General features: G+C 68.7%; 20 protein-coding genes. 10 read left to right on the forward strand and 10 right to left on the reverse strand.

Going from position 1 to position 25,059, the window contains the following annotated elements:
- Window positions 1–2: 2 nt before the first annotated feature.
- Window positions 3–341, reverse strand: a complete 339-nt coding sequence (locus ACQPYH_RS22510; RefSeq protein WP_432874622.1) for a hypothetical protein — start codon at window positions 339–341, stop codon at window positions 3–5.
- Between the two features lie 70 nt (window positions 342–411).
- Window positions 412–3,273, reverse strand: a complete 2,862-nt coding sequence (locus ACQPYH_RS22515) for a helix-turn-helix transcriptional regulator (RefSeq protein WP_432874624.1) — start codon at window positions 3,271–3,273, stop codon at window positions 412–414.
- A gap of 127 nt (window positions 3,274–3,400) precedes the next feature.
- Between ACQPYH_RS22515 and ACQPYH_RS22520 the strand changes: the two genes are divergently transcribed.
- Entirely contained in the window at window positions 3,401–4,255 is an 855-nt protein-coding gene (locus tag ACQPYH_RS22520; RefSeq protein WP_432874627.1) for an alpha/beta fold hydrolase, read from the forward strand.
- 75 nt (window positions 4,256–4,330) lie between these two features.
- On the opposite strand, the gene arc is transcribed toward ACQPYH_RS22520, so the two are convergent.
- From arc to ACQPYH_RS22540, 4 genes are all read right to left on the reverse strand, one after another.
- Complete coding sequence (gene arc / locus ACQPYH_RS22525) at window positions 4,331–6,076, reverse strand: proteasome ATPase (RefSeq protein ID WP_130448389.1); 1,746 nt, start codon at window positions 6,074–6,076, stop codon at window positions 4,331–4,333.
- A gap of 69 nt (window positions 6,077–6,145) precedes the next feature.
- Window positions 6,146–7,114: a tRNA (adenine-N1)-methyltransferase gene (locus ACQPYH_RS22530; protein WP_432874631.1), complete on the reverse strand. Its 969-nt coding sequence runs from the start codon at window positions 7,112–7,114 to the stop codon at window positions 6,146–6,148.
- Window positions 7,115–7,154: 40 nt separating this feature from the next.
- Complete coding sequence (locus tag ACQPYH_RS22535; RefSeq protein WP_432874634.1) at window positions 7,155–8,309, reverse strand: M50 family metallopeptidase; 1,155 nt, start codon at window positions 8,307–8,309, stop codon at window positions 7,155–7,157.
- Between the two features lie 35 nt (window positions 8,310–8,344).
- The gene (locus ACQPYH_RS22540) at window positions 8,345–9,127 is read right to left on the reverse strand and encodes an intradiol ring-cleavage dioxygenase (protein ID WP_432874636.1); all 783 of its coding nucleotides are present in this window, start codon (window positions 9,125–9,127) and stop codon (window positions 8,345–8,347) included.
- Between the two features lie 121 nt (window positions 9,128–9,248).
- On the opposite strand from ACQPYH_RS22540, the gene ACQPYH_RS22545 reads away from it, so the two are divergent.
- Genes ACQPYH_RS22545 through glpK (ACQPYH_RS22565) form a run of 5 tightly spaced genes read left to right on the forward strand, consistent with a single transcriptional unit; the run spans window position 9,249 to window position 15,828 of the window.
- A complete protein-coding gene (locus ACQPYH_RS22545) occupies window positions 9,249–10,136 on the forward strand; it encodes a RecB family exonuclease (protein ID WP_432874639.1) in 888 nt (295 codons plus the stop codon).
- A 51-nt stretch (window positions 10,137–10,187) separates the two neighbouring features.
- Window positions 10,188–10,946: an ABC transporter ATP-binding protein gene (locus ACQPYH_RS22550; RefSeq protein ID WP_432874642.1), complete on the forward strand. Its 759-nt coding sequence runs from the start codon at window positions 10,188–10,190 to the stop codon at window positions 10,944–10,946.
- On the forward strand, window positions 10,946–13,468 hold the full coding sequence (locus tag ACQPYH_RS22555) for an ABC transporter permease (RefSeq protein WP_432874644.1): 2,523 nt from the start codon (window positions 10,946–10,948) through the stop codon (window positions 13,466–13,468). The genes ACQPYH_RS22550 and ACQPYH_RS22555 overlap by 1 nt, the downstream gene beginning before the upstream one ends.
- Window positions 13,469–13,527: 59 nt before the next feature.
- A complete protein-coding gene (locus ACQPYH_RS22560; RefSeq protein ID WP_130448396.1) occupies window positions 13,528–14,286 on the forward strand; it encodes an IclR family transcriptional regulator in 759 nt (252 codons plus the stop codon).
- Between the two features lie 24 nt (window positions 14,287–14,310).
- Complete coding sequence (gene glpK, locus ACQPYH_RS22565; RefSeq protein WP_432874648.1) at window positions 14,311–15,828, forward strand: glycerol kinase GlpK; 1,518 nt, start codon at window positions 14,311–14,313, stop codon at window positions 15,826–15,828.
- 34 nt (window positions 15,829–15,862) lie between these two features.
- On the opposite strand, the gene ACQPYH_RS22570 is transcribed toward glpK (ACQPYH_RS22565), so the two are convergent.
- Genes ACQPYH_RS22570 through ACQPYH_RS22580 form a run of 3 tightly spaced genes read right to left on the reverse strand, consistent with a single transcriptional unit; the run spans window position 15,863 to window position 20,015 of the window.
- The gene (locus ACQPYH_RS22570) at window positions 15,863–17,575 is read right to left on the reverse strand and encodes a glycerol-3-phosphate dehydrogenase/oxidase (RefSeq protein WP_432874651.1); all 1,713 of its coding nucleotides are present in this window, start codon (window positions 17,573–17,575) and stop codon (window positions 15,863–15,865) included.
- A gap of 58 nt (window positions 17,576–17,633) precedes the next feature.
- Window positions 17,634–19,151, reverse strand: coding sequence for a glycerol kinase GlpK (gene glpK, locus ACQPYH_RS22575; protein WP_432874654.1), 1,518 nt, complete (start codon window positions 19,149–19,151; stop codon window positions 17,634–17,636).
- Between the two features lie 27 nt (window positions 19,152–19,178).
- Window positions 19,179–20,015: an MIP/aquaporin family protein gene (locus ACQPYH_RS22580; RefSeq protein ID WP_432874657.1), complete on the reverse strand. Its 837-nt coding sequence runs from the start codon at window positions 20,013–20,015 to the stop codon at window positions 19,179–19,181.
- A 255-nt stretch (window positions 20,016–20,270) separates the two neighbouring features.
- On the opposite strand from ACQPYH_RS22580, the gene ACQPYH_RS22585 reads away from it, so the two are divergent.
- From ACQPYH_RS22585 to ACQPYH_RS22600, 4 genes are read left to right on the forward strand one after another with little or no spacing between them, the layout of a single operon-like run.
- Window positions 20,271–21,530 carry an alpha/beta hydrolase gene (locus tag ACQPYH_RS22585; RefSeq protein ID WP_432874660.1) on the forward strand — a complete coding sequence of 420 codons (1,260 nt, stop codon included), beginning with the start codon at window positions 20,271–20,273 and terminating at the stop codon, window positions 21,528–21,530.
- Window positions 21,527–22,336 carry an SGNH/GDSL hydrolase family protein gene (locus ACQPYH_RS22590; protein ID WP_432874663.1) on the forward strand — a complete coding sequence of 270 codons (810 nt, stop codon included), beginning with the start codon at window positions 21,527–21,529 and terminating at the stop codon, window positions 22,334–22,336. Before ACQPYH_RS22585 ends, ACQPYH_RS22590 begins: the two co-directional genes overlap by 4 nt.
- Before the next feature lie 19 nt (window positions 22,337–22,355).
- Window positions 22,356–22,850 carry a SigE family RNA polymerase sigma factor gene (locus ACQPYH_RS22595; RefSeq protein WP_432874666.1) on the forward strand — a complete coding sequence of 165 codons (495 nt, stop codon included), beginning with the start codon at window positions 22,356–22,358 and terminating at the stop codon, window positions 22,848–22,850.
- Window positions 22,847–24,022, forward strand: coding sequence for a hypothetical protein (locus tag ACQPYH_RS22600; protein WP_432874669.1), 1,176 nt, complete (start codon window positions 22,847–22,849; stop codon window positions 24,020–24,022). The genes ACQPYH_RS22595 and ACQPYH_RS22600 overlap by 4 nt, the downstream gene beginning before the upstream one ends.
- Here ACQPYH_RS22600 and ACQPYH_RS22605 read toward each other — a convergent pair.
- Complete coding sequence (locus ACQPYH_RS22605) at window positions 24,007–25,029, reverse strand: ABC transporter ATP-binding protein (RefSeq protein WP_432894460.1); 1,023 nt, start codon at window positions 25,027–25,029, stop codon at window positions 24,007–24,009. The genes ACQPYH_RS22600 and ACQPYH_RS22605 overlap by 16 nt on opposite strands.
- Window positions 25,030–25,059 lie beyond the last annotated feature (30 nt).

Consider the following 25,059-nt stretch of genomic DNA (forward strand, 5'->3'; position numbering starts at 1 on the left):
CGTCAGCGGCGGCGGGACATGGTGCGGGCGAAGTTGATGCTGACCAGGCCGAACCAGGCGATCAGCACGCCGAACGGGCCGATCATGGCGGCCGAGATCGCGGTGATCGGGATCGCCGCGACGATCGACACGATCGCCAGCGCCAGTCCGCCGGGGTCGGTCTCGCGGCTGGGATGCCGTCGCGGGGCCGGCTCGGCGTACGGGCTGACGTGTCGCTGGACATCCCGGGCATCGAGCTTCTCCAGGAAGCTGTCGATGATCTCGTTCTCGTACTCCGGCCCCAGTTCCTGCCGCGCCGCAACCGCGGCCCGCAGGTCCTTCCGCACCTCATCCGTCGCCATAACAGCAAGCTAAGGCCGCCGGACCGCCGTACCAATCGGGGAAACCCCCCGATCGCACCGGGGGTTTTGTCTACCCCTCAGGGACAACGAGACCGCCGCTGGACACTCGATGGGCGATCGCAGCGGCCTCGATCCGGTTGGCCGCGCCGAGCTTCTGCAGGATGTGCGACACGTGGACGCCAACCGTCCGGATGCTGATCACCAGCGTCACCGCGATCTCGCGGTCGGTGCAGCCGCGGGACAGCAGCGTCAATACCTCGGCCTCGCGTGCGGTCAGCCCGAGAACCTGGTCAAGCCCTTCGGCGGATTCAGCCTCGGCCGGCGGGATCGCGATCCGCAGGCGGGCCAGGCCAGCGAGCAGTTCGAGCTCTCGCCGCACCGGACGCGCACCGACCCGGACCGCGATCTCGTAGGCCGAACGGGCCGGAGTGCTCGCCTCGGCCCGCGACGCTCCGGCCGCGACCAAGGCCTCCGCCTGGCGCCACTGACAGTAGGCGGTGAACGGTGCGCGGCCCAGGTGCGCCCAGCGGTCCGCGGCGTCGGCCCACAGTCCGGGGCCGGCGACCCCGCGGGTGCGCCGGTACTCGGCCTCGGCCAGCCCCAGCCAGGCGCTGCTGACCGGCGTCACCGGTGCGGCGTCCGCGGCAGCACGGCGGGCGGCAGCGATGAGTTCATCAGCGCGGTCGAGCACGCTCCGCTCCGCGTCGGCATCACGTCGCGTCCTGGCCACCGCGGCAAGCTCAGCCTGCGCCCGCAACCCTTTTGCACAGAACCACACTCGAAGCTGTGCGGCCTTGACGGACCCCATCGATTCCAAGGCCGCGTCGGTGTGATCCGCGGCGTCGCCCCACCGCCGCTCCCACAGCGCGAGTTCGGCCAGGCCGACGTCGTAGATGCCCAGCCCGCGGTCCGGGCGCAGCGTCTCGAGCGCGGCGTCGAGGTGTTCCCGGGCCGCGACGAAGTCGCCGCGGCCGACCTCGAGATCGGCTCGAAGCATCAGCAGCATGTACGGAAAGCTCGCCATCGTCGACCGCAACGTGGCCGTGCTCAGCTCATCGGCCTCGTCCCACTCGCCCTGGGCGAGCAGCGCCTCGATCAGATTCGAGACCAGTACGGCGCTGGCAATGCCGTACCGGTGGATGGCCTCCAGACCCTGGCGGCCGACCTGGACGGACTCCCGCAGCCGACCGAGCATCGTCAGGGCATCGGTCAGATTGGCGTACACCTGATCCAGCCCGATCCCCTCGCCGATCTCCTCGGCCAGTCGCAGCGCCTCGCCGAGGTCGGACAGGCCCTCCTCGGCCCGGCCCAGGTAGACGAGGTCGGCGCCTCTCACGGTCAGCGCCCGAACCAGAGCCTTACCGGCACCGGCACCGGCACCGGCGTCGCGGGCCAGCGCCAACGCCTCCTCGGCCAGCCGCACGGATGCCGCGTGGCGCCAGGCGACCATCAGGCCGCCGGCGAGTGAGGCGACCACGTACGCCCGATCCGGCAGTGGCTCGGCCGGTGCGAGCTCGACGGCCCGCTCGAGCGCCGCGAGTCCGGCCAGGTCGCTGCCGACCTCGTGGAGGTACTCGCCCAGGCAAACCTGCAGCAGCGCCGCCCGGCGCCGATCGCGGACGTCGGTCAGGTGGATCGCGCGCCGGGCGAGCTCGACCGCCCGCGGCGCCTCGCCGGTCTCGCTGGCGAGCTCAGCCGCCCACGAACAGATACCGCCCAGTTCGGACCCGGTGAGCTCGGCCGCGTTCGCCACCGCCGGCCACAGCGAGATCGCTCTCTCCAGATGAGCACGTGCCTCCGCGAGACCGGCGACGGCCACAGCATCGCGGGCGGCGGCGACCGACGCCGCGAGCGCCTCCGCCGGTCGCCCCGCGGCTGCCCAGTGCGGTGCCAGCTCGGCCGGTGCGGTCGCGCCATTGCGCGCAAGCTCACCGGCGAGGTGTTCGTGGATCTCCTCACGCTCGCCCGGCAGCAGGGTCGCGTACACCGCCTCGGCCAGCAACGCGTGCCGGAACCGAAAGCTGCTCGTCGCCGGTTCGGCGACCAGCACGCCGTGCTCGACCGCCTGCCGCAGCGCTGCGCGAACATCCTGCTCGGGCATCGCGGCGACCGCTCGCAGCAGCGAGTATCCGACCTCCCGGCCGGCGGCCGAGGCAATCCGGACAACGGTCCGGGCCTGCTGGTCGAGCCGGCCGACCCGTTGCAGCAGGAGCTCACGCAAACCTCGCGGCAGACCACCGTCGCCGGCTGCGGCGATCAGCTCCTGCGCGAAGAACGGGTTGCCCTCGGACCGGACCACGATCGCGTCAGCGTCGGCAGCGGCCCGGGGCGGAACCGCGTAGGCCGCGACAAGTGCGGCCAGCTCGTCGCGGTCGAGCGGCCCGAGGTCCACGAGCAGAGCCGATCCCGAACGCCGTACTCCGTTGGCGAGCCGGAGCATGCGCTCGGCCGACGACTGCTCGTCGGCCCGGTACGTCGCCACCAGCAGCAGAGGCCGGTCGTCGACGTACTGCGCGAGGTACACCACGAGATCGAGCGTGGATGTGTCCGCCCAGTGCAGATCTTCGAGGACGAGCAGCACCGGCGCGGACGCCGCCCGCCCTGTCAGCAGGCCCAGGATGTTCTCGAAGACACGGAACTGCTGGCCGTCTGCCCGCGGGAGGTCACCGACCGGACGCAGCGCCTGCGCGAACGGCTGGTACGGCAGTTCGGTGCCGACCAGGTCGATCGAGCGCCCGAGCAAGACATCGAAGCCGGCGCTCCGGGCGCGGGCGGACAGCTCGGACGTCAGCCGCGTCTTACCGATCCCGGCCTCGCCCGCGATCAGGACCGTCCCGCCACGGCCGGCCCGGGCAGCGTCCAGCACGCCCTCGAGCGCCTCGAGTTCACGGGCGCGCCCGACGAAGACATCGTCGCCCGCGCGGGCCTTCATCTCGTCAGTATCGCGCCGCCGGCATCGGATACGTAGGTGGCGAAGCAGGGATACGTAGCCCGTTCCCGATGCCGGCCCCGCACCGCCCGGCGACGATCGAGTCGACCGAACGAACCAAGGAGGGGCCATGACCACAGTCATCGAGCAGCCGACGATCCACACCGTCCGGGGCGGTGGCGGTCTAAGGCTGCACGTCCGCGAATGGGGCCAGCCGGACGGGCCGCCGATCGTGTTCATCCACGGCCTGTCGCAGAGCCATCTGTGCTGGCAGAAGCAGTACGAGAGCGCGCTGGCCGGCGAGTTCCGGCTGGTCGCGTACGACCTGCGCGGTCACGGCATGTCAGCGGCGCCGCTGGAGCAGGACCACTACACCGACGGCCGCCTGTGGGCCGACGACCTCGCCGCAGTCATCGAGCAGTTGCGCCTCGACCGGCCGGTAGTGGTCGGCTGGTCGTACGGCGCGTTCGTCATCTGCGACTACGTCCGGGCCTACGGCGAGGACCGGATCGGCGGGATCGACTTCATCGGCGGCGCGGTCCGGCTCGGTCCGGCGGCGTTCGGCACACTGATCGGCCCCGGCTTCCTCGACAACTTCGCCGATCTGGTCGCCGACGACCTGCCGACCAACATCCGCGGGGCACGCGGTCTGATCAAGGCCTTCCCGGCCACCCCGTTCACCGCCGACGACACGGAGCTGCTGCTCGCGGCGAGTATGACCGTCCCGGCTCGGATCCGGGCCAACCTGGGGGCCCGTGAGATCGACGAGGACGACGTACTGCGGAACCTCACGGTGCCGCTGCTGGTCACCCATGGCCGGGCCGACACGGTCGTGCTCCCGGCGATGGCAGAGCACGTGCTGGCGACCTGCCCGACCGCCGAGGCTGCCTGGTACGACGAGACCGGGCACACCGTGCATCTGGAGCAGCCCGATCACTTCAACCGTGAGCTCGCCGATCTGACGCGCCGCGTCGCAGTGTCCTGAGCGTCGTTCCAGGTTCCTGCCAGAGACGGACGACCGCCCCCGGACCAGCAGGTCCGGGGGCGGTTCGCGGTTGTCTTACAGGTACTGACCGGTGTTGGTCGCGGTGTCGATCGAGCGACCTGGCTCGGTGCCCTGCTTGCCGGAGATAAGCGTGCGGATGTAGACGATGCGTTCGCCCTTCTTGCCGGAGATGCGGGCCCAGTCGTCCGGGTTGGTGGTGTTCGGCAGGTCCTCGTTCTCCTTGAACTCGTCCACGCAGGCCTGGAGCAGGTGCTGCACCCGCAGGCCCTTCTGGTTCTCGTCCAGGAAGGCCTTGATCGCCATCTTCTTCGCCCGGTCGACGATGTTCTGGATCATCGCGCCCGAGTTGAAGTCCTTGAAGTACAGGACCTCCTTGTCACCGTTGGCGTAGGTGACCTCGAGGAAGCGGTTCTCGTCGGCCTCGGTGTACATCCGCTCGACCGTGCGCTGGATCATGCCGTCCACACACGCCTGCCGGTCGCCGCCGAACTCGCCGAGGTCGTCGTCGTGCAACGGCAGCCCTCTGGTCAGGTACTTCGAGAAGATGTCCCGGGCCGCCTCCGCGTCGGGGCGCTCGATCTTGATCTTCACGTCCAGCCGGCCGGGCCGCAGGATCGCCGGGTCGATCATGTCCTCGCGGTTCGAGGCGCCGATGACCAGGACGTTCTCCAGACCCTCGACACCGTCGATCTCGCTCAGCAGCTGCGGAACGATGGTGTTCTCCACGTCGGACGACACACCGGATCCGCGGGTGCGGAACAGCGAGTCCATCTCGTCGAAGAACACGATCACCGGCATACCCTCGGAAGCCTTCTCCCGGGCCCGCTGGAAGACCAGGCGGATGTGCCGCTCGGTCTCACCGACGTACTTGTTCAGCAGCTCCGGACCCTTGATGTTGAGGAAGAACGACTTCTGTTCGGCCACCCCGGTCCGCTCGGCGACCTTCTTGGCCAGCGAGTTCGCCACCGCTTTCGCGATCAGCGTCTTGCCGCAGCCCGGCGGGCCGTAGAGCAGCACGCCCTTCGGCGGCTTGAGCTCGTGCTCCAGGAACAGGTCCTTGTGCAGGTACGGCAGCTCGACCGCGTCCCGGATGGCCTCGATCTGGCCGGCCAGGCCGCCGATCTGGGTGTAGTCGATGTCCGGGACCTCTTCGAGCACCAGCTCCTCGACCTCGGACTTCGGGATCTTCTCGTAGACATAACCGGAGCGGGGCTCGAGCAGCAGCGAGTCGCCGGACCGCAGAGCGATGTCGAGCAGCGGTGAGGCGAGCCGCACCACCCGCTCCTCGTCGGCCTGCGCGATGACCAGCGCCCGCTCGCCGTCGGCGAGCAGCTCCTTCAGCATCACCACGTCGCCGACGACCTCGAACTCGCAGGCCTCGACCACGTTGAGTGCTTCGTTCAGCATCAGTTCCTGGCCGAGCCGGAGCGCGTCCAGGTCCACCGACGGGCTCGCCGCGACCCGGAGTTTCCGGCCGCCGGTGAACACGTCCAGCGTGTCGTCTTCGTTCCGTCCGAGGAAGGTGCCGAATCCGGACGGCGGTTGCGCCAGCCGGTCGACTTCCTCCTTCAGGGCGATGATCTTCTCTCGCGCCTCCCGCAGCGTGTCGGCCAGCCGCTCGTTCTGAGCGGTGACACTCGCCAAGGAGGCCTGTGTTTCGGACAGCCTGCTCTCGAGCGACCGGCTGTCTGCCGGGTGCTCGAGCAGCCGTCGTCGCAACGCCGCGACTTCGGCCTCCAGGTACCGGACCTGGTTACGCAGTTCTGCCGCGGTAGGACTCTCGTCTCCAGCCACGATCATCACCTCACCATGTGGGGCTCGACCCTATGGACCTTACCCAGAAAACCTCGCCGGGCAAGCTGAATCCCATCACGTGTCGGTTGCGGATGAACCAGTTGCCTTCGGCATGTCGTCGGTTGATTCCGAACGGGCCTCTTCGCGACGGGGCCCGAGGTAATCGTCGCCGTACGCGCCAGGCGCGGGGCGTCGCTTCTTCCGAGGTGCCTGCACCCCGTGCGCCATCCTTCGTGCTGTGACCAGGAAGGCGGTGTGACCTTGCATCCGGTGGCCCGGACGAACCGCAAGCCCTTCTACATGCCAGTCTCGCACGAGTGACTCCCACGCGCGCGGCTCAGTGAACTCACCGTGTGCCCTCAGCGTCTCTACGAAGCGGCTCAGCTGCGTCGTGGTGGCCACATAGGCACAGAACACCCCACCGGGTGAGAGAGCCTCAGCGACGACGTCAACGCACTCCCACGGCGCCAGCATGTCGAGGACGACGCGGTCCACGTCCTGCTCGTTCAGCTTCTCGACCAGGTCCCCGACCTCGAGCCGCCACGCCGGATGCTCGGCGCCGAAGAAGCCGGTGACGTTCTTCCGGGCGACCTCGGCGAAGTCCTCCCGGCGCTCGAACGAGATCACCTGTCCGTGGATCCCGACCGCCCGCAACAATGCCGTGGTCAGCGCGCCGGAGCCGGCGCCCGCCTCGACCACCTTGGCACCCGGGAAGATGTCGGCCATCGTCACGATCTGGGCCGTGTCCTTCGGGTAGATCACCGCCGCGCCGCGCGGCATCGACACCGAGTAGTCGGCCATCAGCGGGCGAAGAGCGAGGTATTCGACGCCGCCCTTGGACCTGATCACGACCGCGTCCGGGCCGTCGATCAGGTCGTCGTGCGCGATCCCGCCCTTGGTGGTGTGGAAGATCTTCCCGCGCTCCAGGTTGACCGAGTGCCGGCGGCCCTTGGAGTCCTGCAGGGTGATCCACTCGCCCTCCTGCAGCGGTCCGTGATGGACCCCGGAGTACGCCTGGTCGGGAAAGTCACGCAAGTCAGCCATAAGGCGCTCACCTTAACTTTCGGTCACCGCAACCGAGTAATCAGCGCGAGCGGAACGCGCGTTCCACGTCCGCGGTCGCGAGGACGCCGTACACCGCGCCGCTCGCGTCGAGGACGAGGTACTCCGAGGCGGGGTGCTCGCGCAACGTGGCGAGGATCTCCTCGCCGGTGTCGTTGACGCCGATGATGTGGCCCGCGCCGATGGCGGTCGAAACCTCGCTGACACTGGTCCACGGCCGCTGGTTCGGGGCGACCGCCGCGACCGCTGTCTCCGACACCAGGGCGTGCGGCTTCCCGTCGCCGTCGATCACCACGACCGCGCCGGCCTGGGTCTGGCCGGCCAGCCGGACGGCTTCGGAGATCGGCGTACCGGAATGTACGGCGACGGCGCGGCGGGCCAGCGTCCGGACCTGGAGGCTGGGCAGTTTGTTCCGCAGCCGGGCCTGCATCAACGAGGCGGTCGAGCCGGTCCAGAGGAAGAAGCCGACCAGCAAGGCGATGATGAAATCGATCATCGACGGTTGCCAGCCCCAGAACTGTTCGAGCAGGACCGGCACCGCCATCACCGAGAGCGCCAGCAGCCGCCCGGCCCACGCGGCCACGATCGTGCCGGTGTGCATGTTGCCGGTGAACTTCCAGACGATCGCGCGCAGCACCCAGCCGCCGTCGAGCGGCAGACCGGGCAGCAGGTTGGTGACGCCGACGATCAGGTTCGCGATGCCGAGCTCCCACAGGGCGACGTACCCAACGCCCTCGTCGAAGGCCCGGGACCCGAGGTACGCGAGCCCGCCGACGACCAGTGACGCGATCGGGCCGACCACCGAGACGGCGAACTCCTCGAGCGGCGACTTCCGCTCGCCCTCGATATGCGTGCCGGCCGCGAAGAAGCCGAGGTTGATCTCCGAGACGCCGATGCCGAACCGCAACGCCATCAGCGCGTGCGCCAGCTCGTGGATCAGGATCGACAGCGTGAAGGCGACGACGAACGCGAACGCCGCGGCATACCGCCAGCCGCCGAGCTCGGGGAACTGCTGCCCGATGATCGCGGCGAACCCGACCGCGAGCAGCATCGCCACCGGCAGCCAGGTGAAGCGCATCGTCAACCGGATCCCGCGGATGCGACCCAGCACCCAGGTCCCGGGCGGTGGAGGGCCGGCCGGCTGGGCGGGGTTCTGGGGATCTCGCGAGTCTGGCATCAAGCCAAACCTACTTTGCCTTCGGTAACTCCGTGCTACACACCCACCGTCAGAGCCGCGATGTATCCCTGATCGACATCTCCCGTGACCGTGGCCAGCTGATGTACGCCGTCGTCGTCGCCGAACACGTTGTCGTTCTCGAGCGACGTCCGGCTGAGGTTCTCCGCGCTTCCGTCGTACCCGTCGGCGGCGTAGACGGCGCTGCACGCGTCCTTCGGGAGGGCGAGCTGCGACGTACGCGTGATCTGGCCGGCCTTCGTCGCGTCGTCGATGCTCGGGTAGACCTCGAAGTGGATGTGCGGCCAGCGGCCCTGGTACGCCGCGGGGAAGATCGTGGTGAACGTGACCTTGCCTTCGGCATCGGCTGATTGGACGCCGCGGAGGTAGTTCTCCTCGGTCGCGCCGTCGGAGTACAACGAGTAACGGCCCTGGGCGTCGCAGTGCCAGAGGTAGATCGCGGCGCCTTCGAGCGGGCTGTCCTTACCGGCGTCGAGGATGGTCAGTTCGACAGCGAGCGGTACGCCGGTGGCCTGGCCGGACGCTGTGCCGAAGGACTTGGTGATGTCCTTGCGGACGATGCCGGACTGGTTGAGGACATTCGGCCCGTTGGAGCCGTCGCCGGGGAACGGACCGCCGGTCTCCTGCGGGATCTCATCCACGTCTGAGGAACCAGTAGACGTGGGCGTGTTCTTGTCCGAGCAGCCTGCGACGACGACCAGGCCGGCGCCTGCGACCAGGCCGAGGAAACGACGGCGATGAAGCGTCGCGAGGTCGTAGGTGAGCCCGCGGTCGTGGTTCGGCGGTGGCTGACGGGTCATACGTCAAGGGTCGCGCGTCCGGCCGATGATCCGCCGAAAGCCGGCTGGGAGTTTGCTGGGTTTTCCACAGGGCGGAGTGGGGTGCGCGCGAAGTGTCGGTGGTTGTGCCTAGGGTTTCGGTATGAGCGTTGCAGCTGTAGTCGATCCGCATCAGCACTCGCGTGGGGCGTTGTCGCCGTCACGGGCGGCGGATTTCATGAGCTGCCCGCTGAAGTACCGGTTCCGTGTCGTGGACCGGTTGCCGGAGAAGCCGTCGGCCGCCGCGGTGCGCGGGACTGTCGTGCACGCCGTGCTGGAGCGCTTGTTCGACCTGCCGCGCGGGGAGCGGACGCTGGAGCAGGCGTCGGAGATGCTCGAGCCGCAGTGGCAGCGGATCCTCGAGGAGGAGCCCGAGGTCGCCGAGCTGTTCGCCGAGGACGCGAGCGGCGACGAGTTGGCGAAGTGGCTCGCCGAGGCACACCAACTGCTCGGCAAGTACTTCACCCTCGAAGACCCCAACGCCTTGGAGCCCGCCGAGCGCGAGCTGTACGTCGAGACCGCCCTGGACTCAGGTCTCGTGCTGCGCGGATATGTCGACCGTCTCGATGTCGCGCCGACCGGTGAGATCCGGGTCGTCGACTACAAGACCGGCCGCTCGCCGTCGGAGTTCTTCGAGGCCAAGGCCCTGTTCCAGATGAAGTTCTACGCGCTCGTGCTGTGGAAGCTGCGCGGTGTCGTGCCGGCCATGCTCCAACTGGTGTATCTGGGCAACGGCGAGATCGTCCGCTACATCCCCGACGAGGCCGACCTCCGCGCCTGCGAGCGCAAGGTCTCCGCGCTCTGGATCGCGATCACCCGCGCCCTCGACTCCGGCGATTGGCGTCCCAGCCCCGGCCCGCTCTGCGACTGGTGCGACCACAAAGCCATCTGCCCTGCCTGGGGCGGCACGCCTCCGCCCCTCCCGACCCGCTCGGTCGAAGAGGTGGCTGCCGAGTCGGCCGGCATCGACCTGATCACAGTCGACGGCTGATCCCCCACCTCCACCCCGCCGGAGGAACCCTCGGTCGATACGGTTCGTCGCATGAGCGTGGCTGATGTGGCGGTTCGGGCGGTCGGGGTGTGGAAGGTGTACGGCGGTGGGCAGACGCAGGTGGATGCGCTGGCCGACGTGAGTGCGGACTTCGGGAAGGGCCGGTTCACCGCGATCATGGGGCCGTCCGGCTCCGGGAAGTCCACGCTGCTGCACTGTCTCGCCGGACTGGACAAGCCGTCGGACGGCAAGGTGCTGCTCGGTGAGGTCGACCTGACCACACTGCCCGAGAAGCAGCTGACCCACCTGCGCCGGGACCGGATCGGCTTCGTCTTCCAGGCGTTCAACCTGGTCCCGACCCTGACCGCGCTCGAGAACATCACGCTTCCCCTCGACCTGGCCGGACGGAAGCCTGATCAGGAGTGGCTGACCACGGTGATCGACGCGATCGGCCTCAGCGACCGCCTGAGCCACAAGCCGGCCGAGCTTTCCGGCGGCCAGCAGCAGCGCGTCGCCTGCGCACGGGCTCTCGTCTCGCGTCCGGACGTCGTGTTCGCGGACGAGCCGACCGGCAACCTCGACTCGCGCTCCTCGGCTGACGTCCTCGACTTCCTCCACCGCTCCGTCCGCGACTTCGGCCAGACCGTTGTGATGGTCACGCACGACCCGAGCGCCGCGGCGTACGCCGATCGGGTTCTGTTCCTGGCCGACGGCACGCTGCAGTCCGAGCTGCTCGACCCGACCGCCGAGTCGGTGCTCGACACGATGAAGAAGCTCGAAACGGCCCTGCCTGAACACGTGGCCGGCTGATGTTCAAGCTCGGCCTCCGCTCGGTCCTCGCGCACCGGCTCAGATTCGTCCTGTGCACGCTCGCCGTGACACTGGGCGTTGCGTTCGCCGGCGGCGCGATGGTCTTCACCGACACCCTTTCGCACGCGCTGAAGAAGAACTTCGCAGTGAGTACGGCGGACATCACCGTCACGCCGTCGTCCCCGATCGAGACCGGCACGGACCGCCCCGCGACGTTCCAGTCCGAGGTCGCGGACCGAGTCGCCGCCGTACCCGGCGTGGCGAGCGCGATCCCGCAGCTGATGGTCAGCGACGTCGAGATCCTCGGTCCGGACGGGAAGAAGGTCGAGAACTACGGGCTGACCAGCTTCGGAGCCGCGTGGCCGCGGGAGGTAGCGACTGCGCCGTTCAAGCTGGTCGACGGCACCCCGCCCTTCGGCGGCAGCCAGCTGGCGCTCGACGAGTCGACCGCGAACCGGGCCGGCTACGACATCGGTGACCAGGTCAGGATCGTCACGCCGACCCAGGCACTCACCGCGACACTGACCGGGACTACCACCCCCGCCGTCGCAGGTGCCGCCGCGGGCGCGCCGCTGGTCACCTTCGACGGTGCGACAGCTCAGCGCTTGCTGCTCGGCAAGGCGGGCTGGACGTCGGTCACGGTTGCGCTCAAGCCAGGGTCCGACGCCGACACCGTCGGCAAGGCGATCGCGACGACCATCGGCGACTCGGTAAAGGTCCGGACCGCGAAGCAGGTCTCGGCCGACGGCCGGCACGACCTCGACACCACCTTCGGCGGCTTCAGCACCGTGCTCGTGCTGTTCGCGTGCCTGGCGTTGTTCGTCGGCACGTTCCTGATCGTCAACACGTTCGCGATGGTCGTGGCGCAACGATCGCGTGAGCTCGCGATGCTCCGGGCGATCGGCGCATCCCGCGGTCAGGTCACCAGTTCGATCGTCGCCGAGAGCGCCATCATCGGCTTCCTCGGCTCCACGCTCGGCCTGCTGATCGGCATCGGCGTCGCCGTGGCGATTCGCTTCACGTACGAAACGCTCGACCTGCGCATCCCGACCGCGTCGCTCCAAGTCACCCCGACCACGATCATCGCCTGCTACGTCATCGGCATCGGCGTCACGATCGCCGCCGCGGCACCGGCTGCCCGAAGGGCCGGGAAGCTCCCCCCGATCGCCGCGATGCGCGACGACGTCTCAGTGCCGGAACGCTCGCTGCTGGTCCGGATCCTGATCGGCGCCTTCGTGCTGTTGATGGCCGTGCTGTTCTACGCGATCGGCCTGAACACCGGCGGCCTGCCGGGCGTCGTACTCATCGTCCTCGGCGCGGGCACCGCCGTCATCGGCATCGTGATGCTCAGCCCGCTCCTCAGCCGGTACGTCGTCCGCGCGCTGATGTACCCGTTCGGCCGCACGGCACCGGTCACGCTCGGCCGCCGCAACGCCGAGCGCAACCCACGCCGTACGTCGGCCACCGCGTCCGCATTGATGATCTCGGTCTCGCTGATCAGCGGGCTGATGGTGATTGCGGCGTCGGCGAAGGCCTCGATCAACGAGAACATCGCCGAGGCGCTCGGCACCTCGCAGATCCTCATCACCACCGACGGCACGCCGGCCTTCAGCACGCAGGTCGGCGACCGGACGGAGAAGGTCGCCGGCGTCCGGTCCGTGCATCGCGTCCGGACCGAGACCGGCAAGGTCGGGAAGACGAACGTCCAGGTCACCGGGATCAGCGATGGCACGCTGGACGGCCCGATCACGACGAAGTTCGACTCGGGCTCGGCGGCCGCGCTCGGCTCGGGCCAGGCGCTCCTCCCCCGCAACCTGGCGACCACGCTCGGCGTGACCGTCGGCAAGACCGTTGAGTTGGCCACCGCGACCGGCACGCACAAGCTGACCGTCGGCGGGATCGTCGCACCGAACAGGCAGCTCAACGCGGTGATCGTCTCGCTGCCGACGTACCAGACCATCGGCGGCACGACCAGCGACAACCTCCTGTACGTCGAAGTTGCTGACGGCAACCAAGTGGGCCAGGTCCGGGCCGATATCCTCGGCCGGCTGACGAAGGACTATCCGTCGATCCAGGTCCGTGACCAGCAGGCGTACGCCTCTGCGGCGCGCGAGCCGGTGAACGGCGTACTCGCTGCGGTCGGCTTCCTGCTCGTGCTCGCGGTTCTGATCGCTCTGCTGGGCATCGTGAACACGCTCGGACTCGGCGTGGTCGAACGGACTCGCGAGATCGGTCTGCTGCGGGCAGTCGGGATGGACTCGCCGCAGCTGAGCCGGATGCTCCGGGTCGAGTCGATCGCGATCACGATGCTCGGATCGCTGCTGGGCTTGGCGCTCGGTGTCGGTGTCGCGGCCGCGATCCAGTCGGCGATGGTCGACAACGGCCTCGGCGTCCGTGACATCCCGGTGCTCCAGCTGGTGGCAGCCGTCGCGGCGGCGATGCTGTTCGGCGTACTCGCTGCGGTCTGGCCGTCACGCCGTGCGAGTCGGCTGAATGTGCTGCGGGCAATAGCTGCGGAGTGAGCACTGCAGTGAACTCCTGAGGTGAAGCCATACCAGTGATTCACAGGTAATCTGCCGTTGTGCCGGGGACTGTGCAGTCGATCGAGCGGGCCGCGGCCGTGCTGCGACTTCTCGCCGCCGCGCCTGACGGCTTGGGGGTCGCCGACCTCGGCAACGCACTGGGGCTGGCGAAGACGACCGTGCACGGAATCCTCCGGACGCTCCACCAGGTCGGCTTCGTCGAGCAGGACCACAGCGGCGCGCATTACCACCTGAGCGACGCGTTCGGCCGGCTCGGCGAGAGCTACCTCGATCCGAACGAACTCCGCAGCCGCGCGATCAACTGGGCCGACTCGCTCGCGTCCCGCAGCGGCGAGGTCGTTCGGGTCGGCCGTCTGGTCGAGGGCAAGGTCGTCGTGGTGCACCACGTGTTCCGGCCCGACGACAGCGACCAGGACCTCGACGTCGGTACGACGCTTCCTCCGCATGCGACCGCACTCGGCAAGGCAGTTCTCGCGTACGACGCCAGCGGGGCCTCCCGACCGCACAAGCTCGAGGCGTTCACCACCCGGACGATCACCGACCCGGCCCGATTGGCCGAGGAACTCGCTGCAGTCCGAGCCCGCGGGTGGGCCAGCGAGTTCGAGGAGCACACGGTCGAGCTCGCGAGCATCGCTGCCCCGATCCGCGGCCTGGGCGGCCTGGTCGTCGGCGCCGTCGGCCTCGCCGGCCGGGTCGAACGCATCTGCGACAGCCGCCTCCGCCACCGCGCCGACCTCGTGACCATGGTCCGAGCCACCGCCGAAGCCATCGCCCGCGATCTGCGGGAGGACGCATGACCGGCGTGATCGGGGGGTGGGGAGATGGCTGAGCAGTACGTGGCCGCCGTGGATCAAGGGACGAACTCGACGCGGTGCATCCTGTTCGACCGGCGCGGGCGACTGGTGTCGGTGGCGCAGCGCGAGCACCACCAGCTCTTCCCGCGGCCCGGATGGGTCGAGCACGACGCCGGCGAGATCTGGAACAACGTCACCCGGGTGGTGCCCGGCGCGATCAGGCAGATCGGCGCCTCGCGGTCCCAGATCGTTGCCATCGGCATCGCCAACCAGCGCGAGACCAGCCTGCTCTGGGACCGGCTGACCGGCCGGCCGATCGGGCATGCCGTGACCTGGCAGGACACGCGGACCGACCGCCTCGTCACCGAACTCGCCGGCACCGAAGGCCCGGACCGGTTCGCCGAGTTATGCGGTCTCCCGTTGACGACGTACTTCTCGGCGCCGCGGATCAAGTGGATGCTCGACCACACGCCCGGTCTGCGACAGCGCGCCGAGCGCGGCGAGATCCTCTTCGGCACGATGGAGAGCTGGCTGATCTGGAACTTCACCGGCGGCGCGAAGGGCGGACTGCACGCCACCGACGTGACCAATGCGAGCCGCACGATGCTGATGAACATCGAGACGCTCGAATGGGACGACCGGCTGCTCGAGGCGTTCGACGTACCGCGGGCGATCCTGCCGGAGATCCGCCCGTCGTCCGGGGTCTTCGCGACCGCGACCGAGGTACTGCCCGGGGTCCGGATCGGTGCGGCGCTCGGCGATCAGCAGGCCGCGCTGTTCGGGCAGACCTGCTTCAGCGCCGGTGAGGCGAAGTGCACGTACGGCACCGGATCGTTCCTGTTGCTGCACACCGGGCAGGAGATCGTCCGGTCGAAGCACGGGATGCTGACCACGGTGGCGTACCAGATCGGTGACCACCCCGCGTCGTACGCACTGGAAGGCTCGATGGCGGTCACCGGCTCGCTGGTGCAGTGGTTCCGGGACGGGCTCGGGATGATCCACACCGCGGCAGAGATCGAGACGCTGGCGCGCACGGTGGAGGACAACGGCGGCGCGTACATCGTGCCGGCGTTCTCCGGGCTGTTCGCACCGCACTGGCGCAGCGAGGCGCGCGGCGTGATCGCCGGCCTGACCGGTTACATCACCAAGGGCCATCTGGCCCGCGCTGTCCTCGAAGCGACCGGCTTCCAGACGCTCGAGGTCGTCGACGCGATGAACGCCGACTCCGGTATCGCGCTGACCGCACTCAAGGTCGACGGCGGGATGACGGCGAACAATCTGCTGATGCAGTTCCTCGCCGATCTGCTCGACGTTCGCGTCGTACGCCCGATGGTGACCGAGACCGTTTCCCTCGGTGCCGCGTACGCCGCCGGGCTGGCGGTCGGGTACTGGCCCGACCTGGAGGGATTGCGGAGCAACTGGCACCGCGCAGGCCAGTGGATGCCGCACATGGACCCAGCCCGCCGCAAAACGGAGTACGCGAACTGGCAGGCCGCCGTCCAACGCACCTTCAACTGGATCCGCCCCGAGGACCAGGAGCTTTAGGGAGGACCGGCTCAGGCCGGTCCTCCGCGTGAGCTCAGGCCGGGGAGACGATGTCCGGGGCCTCGAGGCGGACCTTGTCGGCGGACTCGTCGTCGGGCTGGTCCTGCGAGTCGCGTTCGGACTGGACGCGCTGGGTGTAGAACGAGACCTCGCGCTCGATCGTCGCCTGGTCCCAGCCGAGGATCGGCGCGACCAACCGGGCCGCTGCCTCCGCTGCGCCGACGCCGCGGTCCCAGGCCTCGATCGAGATCCGGGTCCGCCGGGCGAGGATGTCGTCGAGATGACGAGCGCCCTCGGCCTTGGCGCCGTACACGATCTCCGCCTTCAGGTAGTCCTGCGTGCCGGGCAACTGCTCGCCCAGCGACGGGTCCTCCTCGACAAGCTTCAGTACTTCGTCGACCAGCGCGCCGTACCGGTTCAGCAGGTGCTCGATCCGGGCCACGTGCAGACCGGAGCGCTGCGCGATCAGGTGCCGCTGGTTCCACAACGCGTGGTACCCGTCGGCGCCGACCAGCGGGATGTTCTTCGTGACACTCTTCGGCACGCGCCCGTCGAGCGCGTCCGCGGCCGCGTCGATCGCGTCCTTGGCCATCACCCGGTACGTCGTGTACTTGCCGCCGGCAACTACCACGAGGCCCGGCGCCGCATGCGCGACGACATGCTCGCGGGACAGCTTCGACGTACTCTCCGACTCACCGGCGAGCAGCGGCCGCAGTCCGGCGTACACGCCCTCGACGTCCTCGCGGGTGAGCGGTGTCGTCAGTACTGCGTTCACGTGGTCGAGCAGGTACTCGATGTCCTTGCTCGTCGCGGCCGGATGCGCCTTGTCCAGGTGCCAGTCGGTGTCCGTGGTGCCGATCAGCCAATGCCGGCCCCACGGGATGATGAACAGCACGGACTTCTCGGTCCGCAGGATCATCCCGGTGCTGGACTGGATCCGGTCCTTCGGTACGACGAGGTGGATGCCCTTCGACGCGCGGACGTGATACTGGCCGCGCTCCCCCACCATCGCCTGTGTGTCGTCGGTCCAGACGCCGGTCGCGTTCACGACCTGCTTCGCGCGGACCTCGAACTCGCGACCGCTCTCCAGGTCCTTCGCCTGGACGCCGGTGACCCGCTCGCCCTGACGCAGGAAACCGGTCACCTTCACGCGGTTCGCCACATGTGCGCCGTACGACGCGGCTGTGCGCGCGAGCTCCATCGTGTGGCGGGCGTCGTCGACCTGCGCGTCGTAGTACTGCAGCGCGCCGATCAGCGCGGACTTCTTCAACGACGGGACCAGCCGCATCGCGCCGCGGCGGGTCAGGTGCCGGTGGAGCGGCAGCCCGGCGCCCAGGCCCGAGCTGACCGCCATACCGTCGTACAGCGCGACGCCGGAGCCGGCGTAGAACCGCTCCCACCAGCGGTGCTGGAGCGGGTACAGGAACGGCACCGGCTTGACCAGGTGCGGTGCCAGACGCTGCAGGAGCAGACCGCGCTCCTGCAACGCCTCGTGCACCAGTCGGAAGTCGAGCATCTCCAGGTAGCGCAGGCCGCCGTGGATCAGCTTGCTGGACCGGCTGGAGGTGCCGCTCGCGAAGTCGCGCGCCTCCAGCAGTCCGGTGGTCAGACCCCGGGTCGCGGCGTCGAGCGCCGACCCGGTGCCGACCACCCCGCCACCGATCACCAGGACGTCCAGTTCCCGTCCGTCGGCCATCGCGTCGATCGCGTCGGCCCTCGCTTGCGGTGACAGAGCCACTACACCCACTGTGCTGTTCCTTCCGATTTCAGTTACTACAGCTACTACTGCCTACAAGTGCCCTTGATCAGTCGACGTCCACCCAGTCCAGTGTGCGCTGGACCGCCTTCTGCCAACCGGCGTACCCCGCGGCACGCTGCTCGTCCGACCACTGCGGCTCCCACCGCTTGTCCTCGTTCCAGTTCTGGACGAGTTCTTCCTTGGTCTTCCAGAACCCGACCGCGAGACCGGCCGCGTACGCCGCACCGAGAGCCGTGGTCTCCGCGACGACCGGCTTGCTCACCGGTACGCCGAGGATGTCGGCCTGCATCTGCATGGCCAGCTCGTTGGCCGTCACGCCGCCGTCGACCTTCAGCACGTCGAGCGTCACGCCCGAGTCCTTCTCCATCGCGTCGGTGACGTCCTTGCTCTGGTAGCAGATCGCTTCCAGTGTTGCGCGCGCCAGGTGAGCGTTGGTGTTGAACCGCGACAGCCCGACGATCGCCCCGCGTGCGTCGGACCGCCAGTACGGAGCGAACAGCCCGGAGAACGCGGGGACGAAGTACACGCCGCCGTTGTCCTCGACCTGCTTGGCCAGGGTCTCGATCTCGGCCGCACCGGAGATGATGCCGAGCTGGTCCCGCAGCCACTGCACTGCGGACCCGGTCACGGCGATGGAGCCCTCGAGCGCGTAGACCGGCGCTTCGTCGCCGAACTTGTAGCACATCGTGCTGAGCAGGCCGGCCTTCGACCGGACCAGCTCGGTGCCGGTGTTCAGCAGCATGAAGTTACCGGTGCCGTAGGTGTTCTTCGCCTCGCCCGGGTTGAAGCAGACCTGACCCACGGTCGCCGCCTGCTGGTCGCCGAGGTCACCGGTCAGGCCGACCACGCCGCCGACAGGACCGTTGGCCAGCGTCTCGCCATACATGTTCGGGTCCGACGACGGGCGGATCTCCGGCAGCATCTGCCGCGGGATGTTGAAGAAGCCGATCAGCTCGTCGTCCCAGTCGAGCGTCTCGAGGTTCATCAGCATCGTCCGGCTGGCGTTCGTCACATCGGTGATGTGGACGCCGCCCTCGGTGCCGCCGGTGAGGTTCCACAGCAGCCAGGTGTCGGTGTTGCCGAACACGGCGTCACCGGCCTCGGCGGCCGCGCGGACCCCGTCGACGTTCTCCAGGATCCACTGCACCTTGCCGGCCGAGAAGTACGTCGCCGGCGGCAGTCCGGCCTTCTGCCGGATCACGTCGCCCTTGCCCTCACGCTCCAGCGCGGAGGCGATCCGGTCGGTCCGGGTGTCCTGCCAGACGATCGCGTTGTAGTACGGGCGACCGGTCTTGCGGTTCCACACCACCGCGGTCTCGCGCTGGTTGGTGATACCGAGCGCGGCCAGGTCGCTCGCGTGCAGGTTGTTCGCGTTCAGCGCGGTCCGGATCACCGAGCTGGTCCGCTCCCAGATCTCCAGCGGGTTGTGCTCCACCCACCCCGCCTGCGGCAGGATCTGCTCGTGCTCCAGCTGGTGGATGCCCACCGCGTTGCCGGAGTGGTCGAAGATCATGAATCGGGTGCTCGTGGTGCCCTGGTCGACGGCACCGACGAAGTCAGCCATGGAAGTTCCTCTCCTTACACAGGGGTTTCATGCGCTCGTGTTCTCTTCCGGGATGCGGCCCGGCTCCTCGTCCTCGTCCGAGATCGGCAGGAACCGGCCGACCAGCAGGTCGTACAGCAGAGCGCCGAGCAGCGCGCCGAGGATCGGCGCAACTATTGGTACCCAGAAATAGAGATCACCCCACTGGTCCTTGAACGCTCCCCCGTATCCGGTCAGGAACGACGCCAGCCGGGGTCCGAAGTCGCGGGCCGGGTTGATCGCGTATCCGGCGTTGGTGCCCCAGGCCATACCGATGCCGACCACTACGAGGCCGACGATGAACGGCGCCAGGTTCGCGGCCGGCGCGGTGTTGCGCAGGTCGGTGATGGCCAGGATCAGCAGCATCAGGATCGCGGTACCGATGATCTGGTCGCGGAAGCCGCCCCACAGATGGACCCCGAGCTCGGTGCTGCCGTTGCCGGGCAGCGTCGAGAACACGATCTGGCTCTTGCGGGTCAGCCCCGGGTCGAACTTGTTGAGTGCCTCGGTGTAGTTCCAGCGAACCACGAGCGCCGCCAGGAACGCCCCGAGGAACTGCGCCAGCGAGTACGGCAGCACCTTCCGCCAACTGAACCCGCGGAACGCCGCCAGGGCGATGGTCACCGCCGGGTTCAGGTGCGCGCCGGTCATCCGGCCCGCCACGTAGATGCCCATGGTCACACCGAGACCCCACGCCCACGCGATCGAGTCGTGGTCACCGATCCCACCCGCCACCACCTGCGCGACCACGCCACAGCCGAACAGGATCAGGATGAACGTGCCCGCGAATTCCGCGGCACACTCCCCCAGAAGGGTTTTCGCTTTGACCGCTTCGGTCGTAGCCATACCGAACCTCCCTTCCCCGCCGTGACGACCACGGCTGGCTGGAATCTAAGAGCCATAACCACCCCTGACAACGCCCCCCGTTCGACATTGTCGAACGGCGATCCCCACCCTGTGAGCTGCGACACACGGTAATCTCCTGATCACTCAACGGAACATGCCAACCGAGTGTTGATGTTCGGCGTCTCGCCTGTGGGTCTACTCGGCTTCTGGAGGGGTTGGATGAGGGTGTCGCTGCTTGGGGGATGGTTTCCGGCGGTGCTGGAGGTGGTTGCGGCCGGGGTGTTGATCGCGGCCGTGGGGTGGCGGGATCGGCGGTGGCGGTTGGGGGTGGTGCCGGTTGTTGTGTTGGGGGCGGCGTTCGTGACGTTGTTCGCGGCGTACCCGGGGGCCGCGTTGGTCGGGCTGACGGATCCGTTGCCGTTCGCGGTGTGGTTGTGGTTCGGGCTCGGGGTTGGTGCGTTGATCGTGCTGGGGGCCGGGTGGCGGACGGCACGGTGGTGGCGGCGGGGTACGGCGGTGGTCGCGGCGGGGCTGGCGGCGTTGGTGTGTGCCAACGCGATCAATCAGTTCGTCGGCTACTACCCGACGATCGACTCCGCGGTGAACGACTGGACGGACACACCGCTGCCGGGTCAGGTATCGATGTCGGGCCTCGCCCACACGGCCGGTACGACGAAGCTGCCGCCGGCGGGGCGGCTGGTCGCGGTGAACATCCCCGCGACGTACAGCCACTTCAAGCACCGGCAGGAGCTCGTGTACCTGCCGCCGATCTGGTTCCACGGTGACCACCGGCCCGCGCTGCCCGTCGTCGAACTGATCGGCGGCGAGCGCGGCGGTCCGGGCGACTGGGTGCGACTCGGCAACGCCGTACAGGTGTCCGACGCGTACGCGCACCGGCACCACGGGTACGCGCCGATCCTGGTCTTCGTCGACGCGACCGAGCGGTTCGACAACGACACCGAGTGCGTGAACGGCCCGCGCGGGAACTCCGCCGACCACCTCGACCAGGACATCCCGCAGTACGTCGAGAAGATGTTCGGCGCCTCGCACGACCCGCGGCAGTGGGCCGTCGCCGGATTCTCGATGGGCGGCACCTGCGCCATCGACCTGGTCGTCGAGCACCCGGACGTCTTCGACCACTTCGTCGACATCTCCGGCGACCTCGCGCCGTACACGACCACACCCGCGGCGAGCCTGCACGACCTGTACGGCGGCAACGTCGCGCTCGAGCGGGCCAACGAGCCGCTCCTGGTGATGCATGCCCACGGCAAGTACACGGACGTCAACGGCCTGTTCCTCACCAGCACCCAGGAGCTGCGGCACCAGCACGAGGCCGAGGAGCTCTCGACGGCCGCCGCCAAGGCCGGGATCTGGTCCCGGGTCGAGATCTCGCCCGGCACGCACGTGTGGCAGTTCGCGGCCCCGGCCTTCGCGTCGGCCTATCCTTGGCTGGCGAACCAGCTCGCGCTTCCGCCGAGCCCCCATCACCGAACGAGGCACACGAAAACGGCGTGATCCAGACACTCCGACGACTCGCGATCGGTCTGGTCGTGCTGACGATCGTCACCGCGATCAGCAGCGCCGACACGATCAGCGAGGTCCTCCGGCCGCAGCCGCAGGCTGCCGGTCAGGTCCGGGTCGTCGCACTCGGGGACTCTGTCACGTCCGGTCACAACTGCAACTGCTCCGCGTTCCCCCAGATGTACGGCGACCTGCTCCACGACCGCTCCGGCGGATCCGTGATCGTGAACAACCTCGGCGTCGCCGGGATCGACTCGAACGGTCTGCTGCAGCTGCTCAACCAGCGCAACTCCCCCGCCGAGCAGGCCACCGCCGCGGCGAGCGTCGTACTGATCACGATCGGCGCGAACGATTTCGGCGACCACCACGACGACGTCACCAGCGGCCAGTGCACGGGCGACTGCGTGTCCGACGAGTTCGAGCAGCTGCAGGTGAACCTGGGCAAGATCCTCGACCGCATCCACGTACTCCGGGCCGGCCTCCCGACCACGATCCTGATGACCGGCTACTGGAACGTCTTCAAGGACGGCGATGTCGCCAAGCGCCAGTACACCCCGAGCGGCCGGATCGCCAGCGACCAGCTCACCGTCCGCACCAACGCCGCGATCGCCGCCGCGGCCCACGCGGACGACGCGACGTACGTCGATATCTACACCCCGTTCGAGGACAGCACCGACATCACCGGCCTGCTCGCCTCCGACGGCGATCACCCGAACGCGGCCGGCCACGCCCTGATCGCACGGACTCTCCTCGCCGCAACACCCAACCCTTTGGCGCCGTCCCCACGTCAGGGAAGGTAGATCGACCGAGGGGAACCAGATGAGCTTCGCGGACTTCGCGACCAGCCGGCACGGCGCGCTCTACCGCTACGCCTACCTGCTCGCCGGCGACCGCGGTCTGGCCGAGGACCTCGTCCAGGAAGCCCTGGTCAAGACGTACGTCGGCTGGCACCGCCTCCGCGACCCGAACAACGCCGAGGCCTACACCCGCCGCGTCATCACCACGACCGCGATCGGCTGGTGGCGGCGTAAGTCCTGGCGCGCCGAGCTCCCCAACGACGACGTACCGGACCGTCCCGCCGACCCGGACGACGTCACCGCCCGAGTCTGGCTGTGGCACGAACTACAGAAACTCCCGCCCCGGCAACGGGCGGCGCTGGTACTGCGGTACTACGAGGACCTCACCGAACCGCAAACAGCCGAGGTGCTCGGCTGCAGCGTCGGCACCGTGAAGAGCCAGGTCTCCGACGCACTCAAGAAGCTCCGGACCCGTCTCGGGTCCGACGTCGTGCTGAAAGCAGGGATGACGGAATGACCGACCTCCTCCGGGACACCCTCAACGAGCACGCCGACGGCATCGAACCGCCGCCCCTCGACCTCGACGGCATCGTTGCTGCCGGCAACCGGCAGATCTCCCGCCGGCGGGCCCTGACCGTCCTCGGCGGCGCGGTCGCGACGGCAGCAGTAGCCGTCGGCGGTGCGGCCGTCATCCGGCCCCGCGAGCACCGGCCCCAACCGGCCCGCCCGGCTCCGTACGTCGAGCGCCGCGCGGTGACCTTTGCGCTCGGCAACACGATCCACTACGGCAGCGACGTCATCCCGGTGCCGTCCAAGCACATCAACGCCTTCGTCCAGACCGACGCCGGCTTCGTATTCCTTGACGAAGGCAACAACATCCACCTCGCCGACCACGCCGGGGTCCGCGCCACCGGCAAGGGCGCCTGGACCCTGACGGCAGATCACCGCGGCAGCTTGGTCGCGTGGATCGAGGGCTTCAACGACCACTTCGAGTCGGTGGTGTACGACGTCTCAGCGAACCGCGAACTCGTCCGCACGCCAGTCGGCAACGCGATCCCGGCCGGCGCCAGCCTCGTGCGCGGACCAAGCATCGTCGCGATCGACGGCAACACGGCGTACTTCGGCACGCTCGAAGGCCTGTACCGCTGGGACATCAGCGCGAACAAGGGTGAACTGCTGGCCGACGTATCACCGGTCGCAGTGCGGACCGTCACGGCGGGCCAATTGGTGTACCAGCAACCGCTCGAGCAACCACTCACGGGTCACACGCTCAAGGTCGGACCCATGCTGACCAGCGGAGTCAGGACCACGTTCAGCGGCGAGCAGGCGTTCCTGTCGCCCGACGCGAAATACCTGGTGACCCAGCCGGAGGACGCCCAGCCGGGCATCCAGCCCATCTGGTCCGACCTCCAGTTCTTCGGCGTGACCGCCGCGATCGGCGGTGAACTGCCGCGCCGCGCCTACCGGGCCTTCAGGTTCGGTCAGTGGCTCGACAACACGACCTTCACCGCGGCCGGCGTGCAACAAGGATCTCGGACCCAAACGGTGGACCTGCTCACGATCAACGCGCAGACCGGCGCGCACACCGTTGTGGCGCCGGAGTTCTCCACCTACACCTTCAGCAAGACGGCACCGCGAACGCCTCCGTTCGCACTGCCGACCGGCGCTCCGATCTACGACTTGGGCTGATCTGCCGCAGCGGCGGGCGTTTCCGTGCCCTGGTTCTCGGGGAAGTGGCAGGCGGTCTGGTGGCCGGGGGCCAGTTCGACCAGCGGCGGCTCGACGGCCTTGCAGATGTCCTGGGCCTTCCAGCAGCGGGTGTGGAAGCGGCAGGCCGGCGGCGGGTTGATCGGGCTCGGGACGTCGCCCTGCAGCCGGATCCGCTCCTGCTTGCCCTTCCGCTTGGTGTCCGGGACCGGGACCGCCGAGAGCAGCGCGACCGTGTACGGGTGCATCGGCTTCTCGTACAGGCTCACGCGGTCGGCTAGCTCGACGATCTTGCCGAGGTACATGACCGCGACCCGGTCCGACACGTGCCGTACGACGGACAGGTCGTGCGCGATCATCACGTACGTCAGGTCGAACTCTTCCTGCAGGTCCTCGAGCAGGTTCACGACCTGGGCCTGGATCGACACGTCCAGCGCGGACACCGGCTCGTCGGCCACGATCAGCTTCGGCCGCAGCGCGAGCGTGCGGGCGATACCGATGCGCTGCCGCTGACCGCCGGAGAACTCGTGCGGGTACCGGTTGTAGTGCTCCGGGCTCAGACCGACCAGCTCGAGCAGCTCCTGCACGGCCTTCTTCACACCGTTCTCGGTCTTCACGTTCTGCAGCTTGAACGGCGCGCCGACGATCTTGCCGACCGTGTGCCGCGGGTTCAGCGAACCGTACGGGTCCTGGAAGATCATCTGTACGTCGCGCCGCAGCGGCCGCATCCGGCCCTCGCTGAGGTGGCTGATGTCGCGGCCCTCGAAGACGATCGAGCCGTCGGTCGGCGTCTCCAGCCGGGTGAGCAGCCGGCCTGTCGTGGTCTTGCCGCAGCCGGACTCGCCGACCAGCGACAGCGTCTCGCCGCGGGTGACGTTGAAGCTCAGGCCGTCGACCGCCTGGACGGCGCCGACCTGCCGCTGCAGGATGCCCTTGCGGATCGGGAAGTGCTTGACGAGGCCGGTGACCGACAGGATCTCCTCGCCCATCTTCGGGGTCTTGGGAGTCTGCTCGGAGTC

This window comes from Kribbella sp. CA-245084, assembly GCF_050942355.1.
In the GTDB taxonomy this organism is placed as follows: Bacteria; Actinomycetota; Actinomycetes; order Propionibacteriales; family Kribbellaceae; genus Kribbella.

Coding starts and splice junctions, on each gene's coding strand:
- ACQPYH_RS22510 (WP_432874622.1), bottom strand. CDS start 341: ATGGCGACGGATGAGGTGCGGAAGGACCTGCGGGCCGCGGTTGCGGCG.
- ACQPYH_RS22515 (WP_432874624.1), bottom strand. CDS start 3,273: ATGAAGGCCCGCGCGGGCGACGATGTCTTCGTCGGGCGCGCCCGTGAA.
- ACQPYH_RS22520 (WP_432874627.1), top strand. CDS start 3,401: ATGACCACAGTCATCGAGCAGCCGACGATCCACACCGTCCGGGGCGGT.
- arc (WP_130448389.1), bottom strand. CDS start 6,076: ATGATCGTGGCTGGAGACGAGAGTCCTACCGCGGCAGAACTGCGTAAC.
- ACQPYH_RS22530 (WP_432874631.1), bottom strand. CDS start 7,114: ATGGCTGACTTGCGTGACTTTCCCGACCAGGCGTACTCCGGGGTCCAT.
- ACQPYH_RS22535 (WP_432874634.1), bottom strand. CDS start 8,309: ATGCCAGACTCGCGAGATCCCCAGAACCCCGCCCAGCCGGCCGGCCCT.
- ACQPYH_RS22540 (WP_432874636.1), bottom strand. CDS start 9,127: ATGACCCGTCAGCCACCGCCGAACCACGACCGCGGGCTCACCTACGAC.
- ACQPYH_RS22545 (WP_432874639.1), top strand. CDS start 9,249: ATGAGCGTTGCAGCTGTAGTCGATCCGCATCAGCACTCGCGTGGGGCG.
- ACQPYH_RS22550 (WP_432874642.1), top strand. CDS start 10,188: ATGAGCGTGGCTGATGTGGCGGTTCGGGCGGTCGGGGTGTGGAAGGTG.
- ACQPYH_RS22555 (WP_432874644.1), top strand. CDS start 10,946: ATGTTCAAGCTCGGCCTCCGCTCGGTCCTCGCGCACCGGCTCAGATTC.
- glpK (WP_432874648.1), top strand. CDS start 14,311: ATGGCTGAGCAGTACGTGGCCGCCGTGGATCAAGGGACGAACTCGACG.
- glpK (WP_432874654.1), bottom strand. CDS start 19,151: ATGGCTGACTTCGTCGGTGCCGTCGACCAGGGCACCACGAGCACCCGA.
- ACQPYH_RS22580 (WP_432874657.1), bottom strand. CDS start 20,015: ATGGCTACGACCGAAGCGGTCAAAGCGAAAACCCTTCTGGGGGAGTGT.
- ACQPYH_RS22595 (WP_432874666.1), top strand. CDS start 22,356: ATGAGCTTCGCGGACTTCGCGACCAGCCGGCACGGCGCGCTCTACCGC.
- ACQPYH_RS22600 (WP_432874669.1), top strand. CDS start 22,847: ATGACCGACCTCCTCCGGGACACCCTCAACGAGCACGCCGACGGCATC.
- ACQPYH_RS22605 (WP_432894460.1), bottom strand. CDS start 25,029: ATGGGCGAGGAGATCCTGTCGGTCACCGGCCTCGTCAAGCACTTCCCG.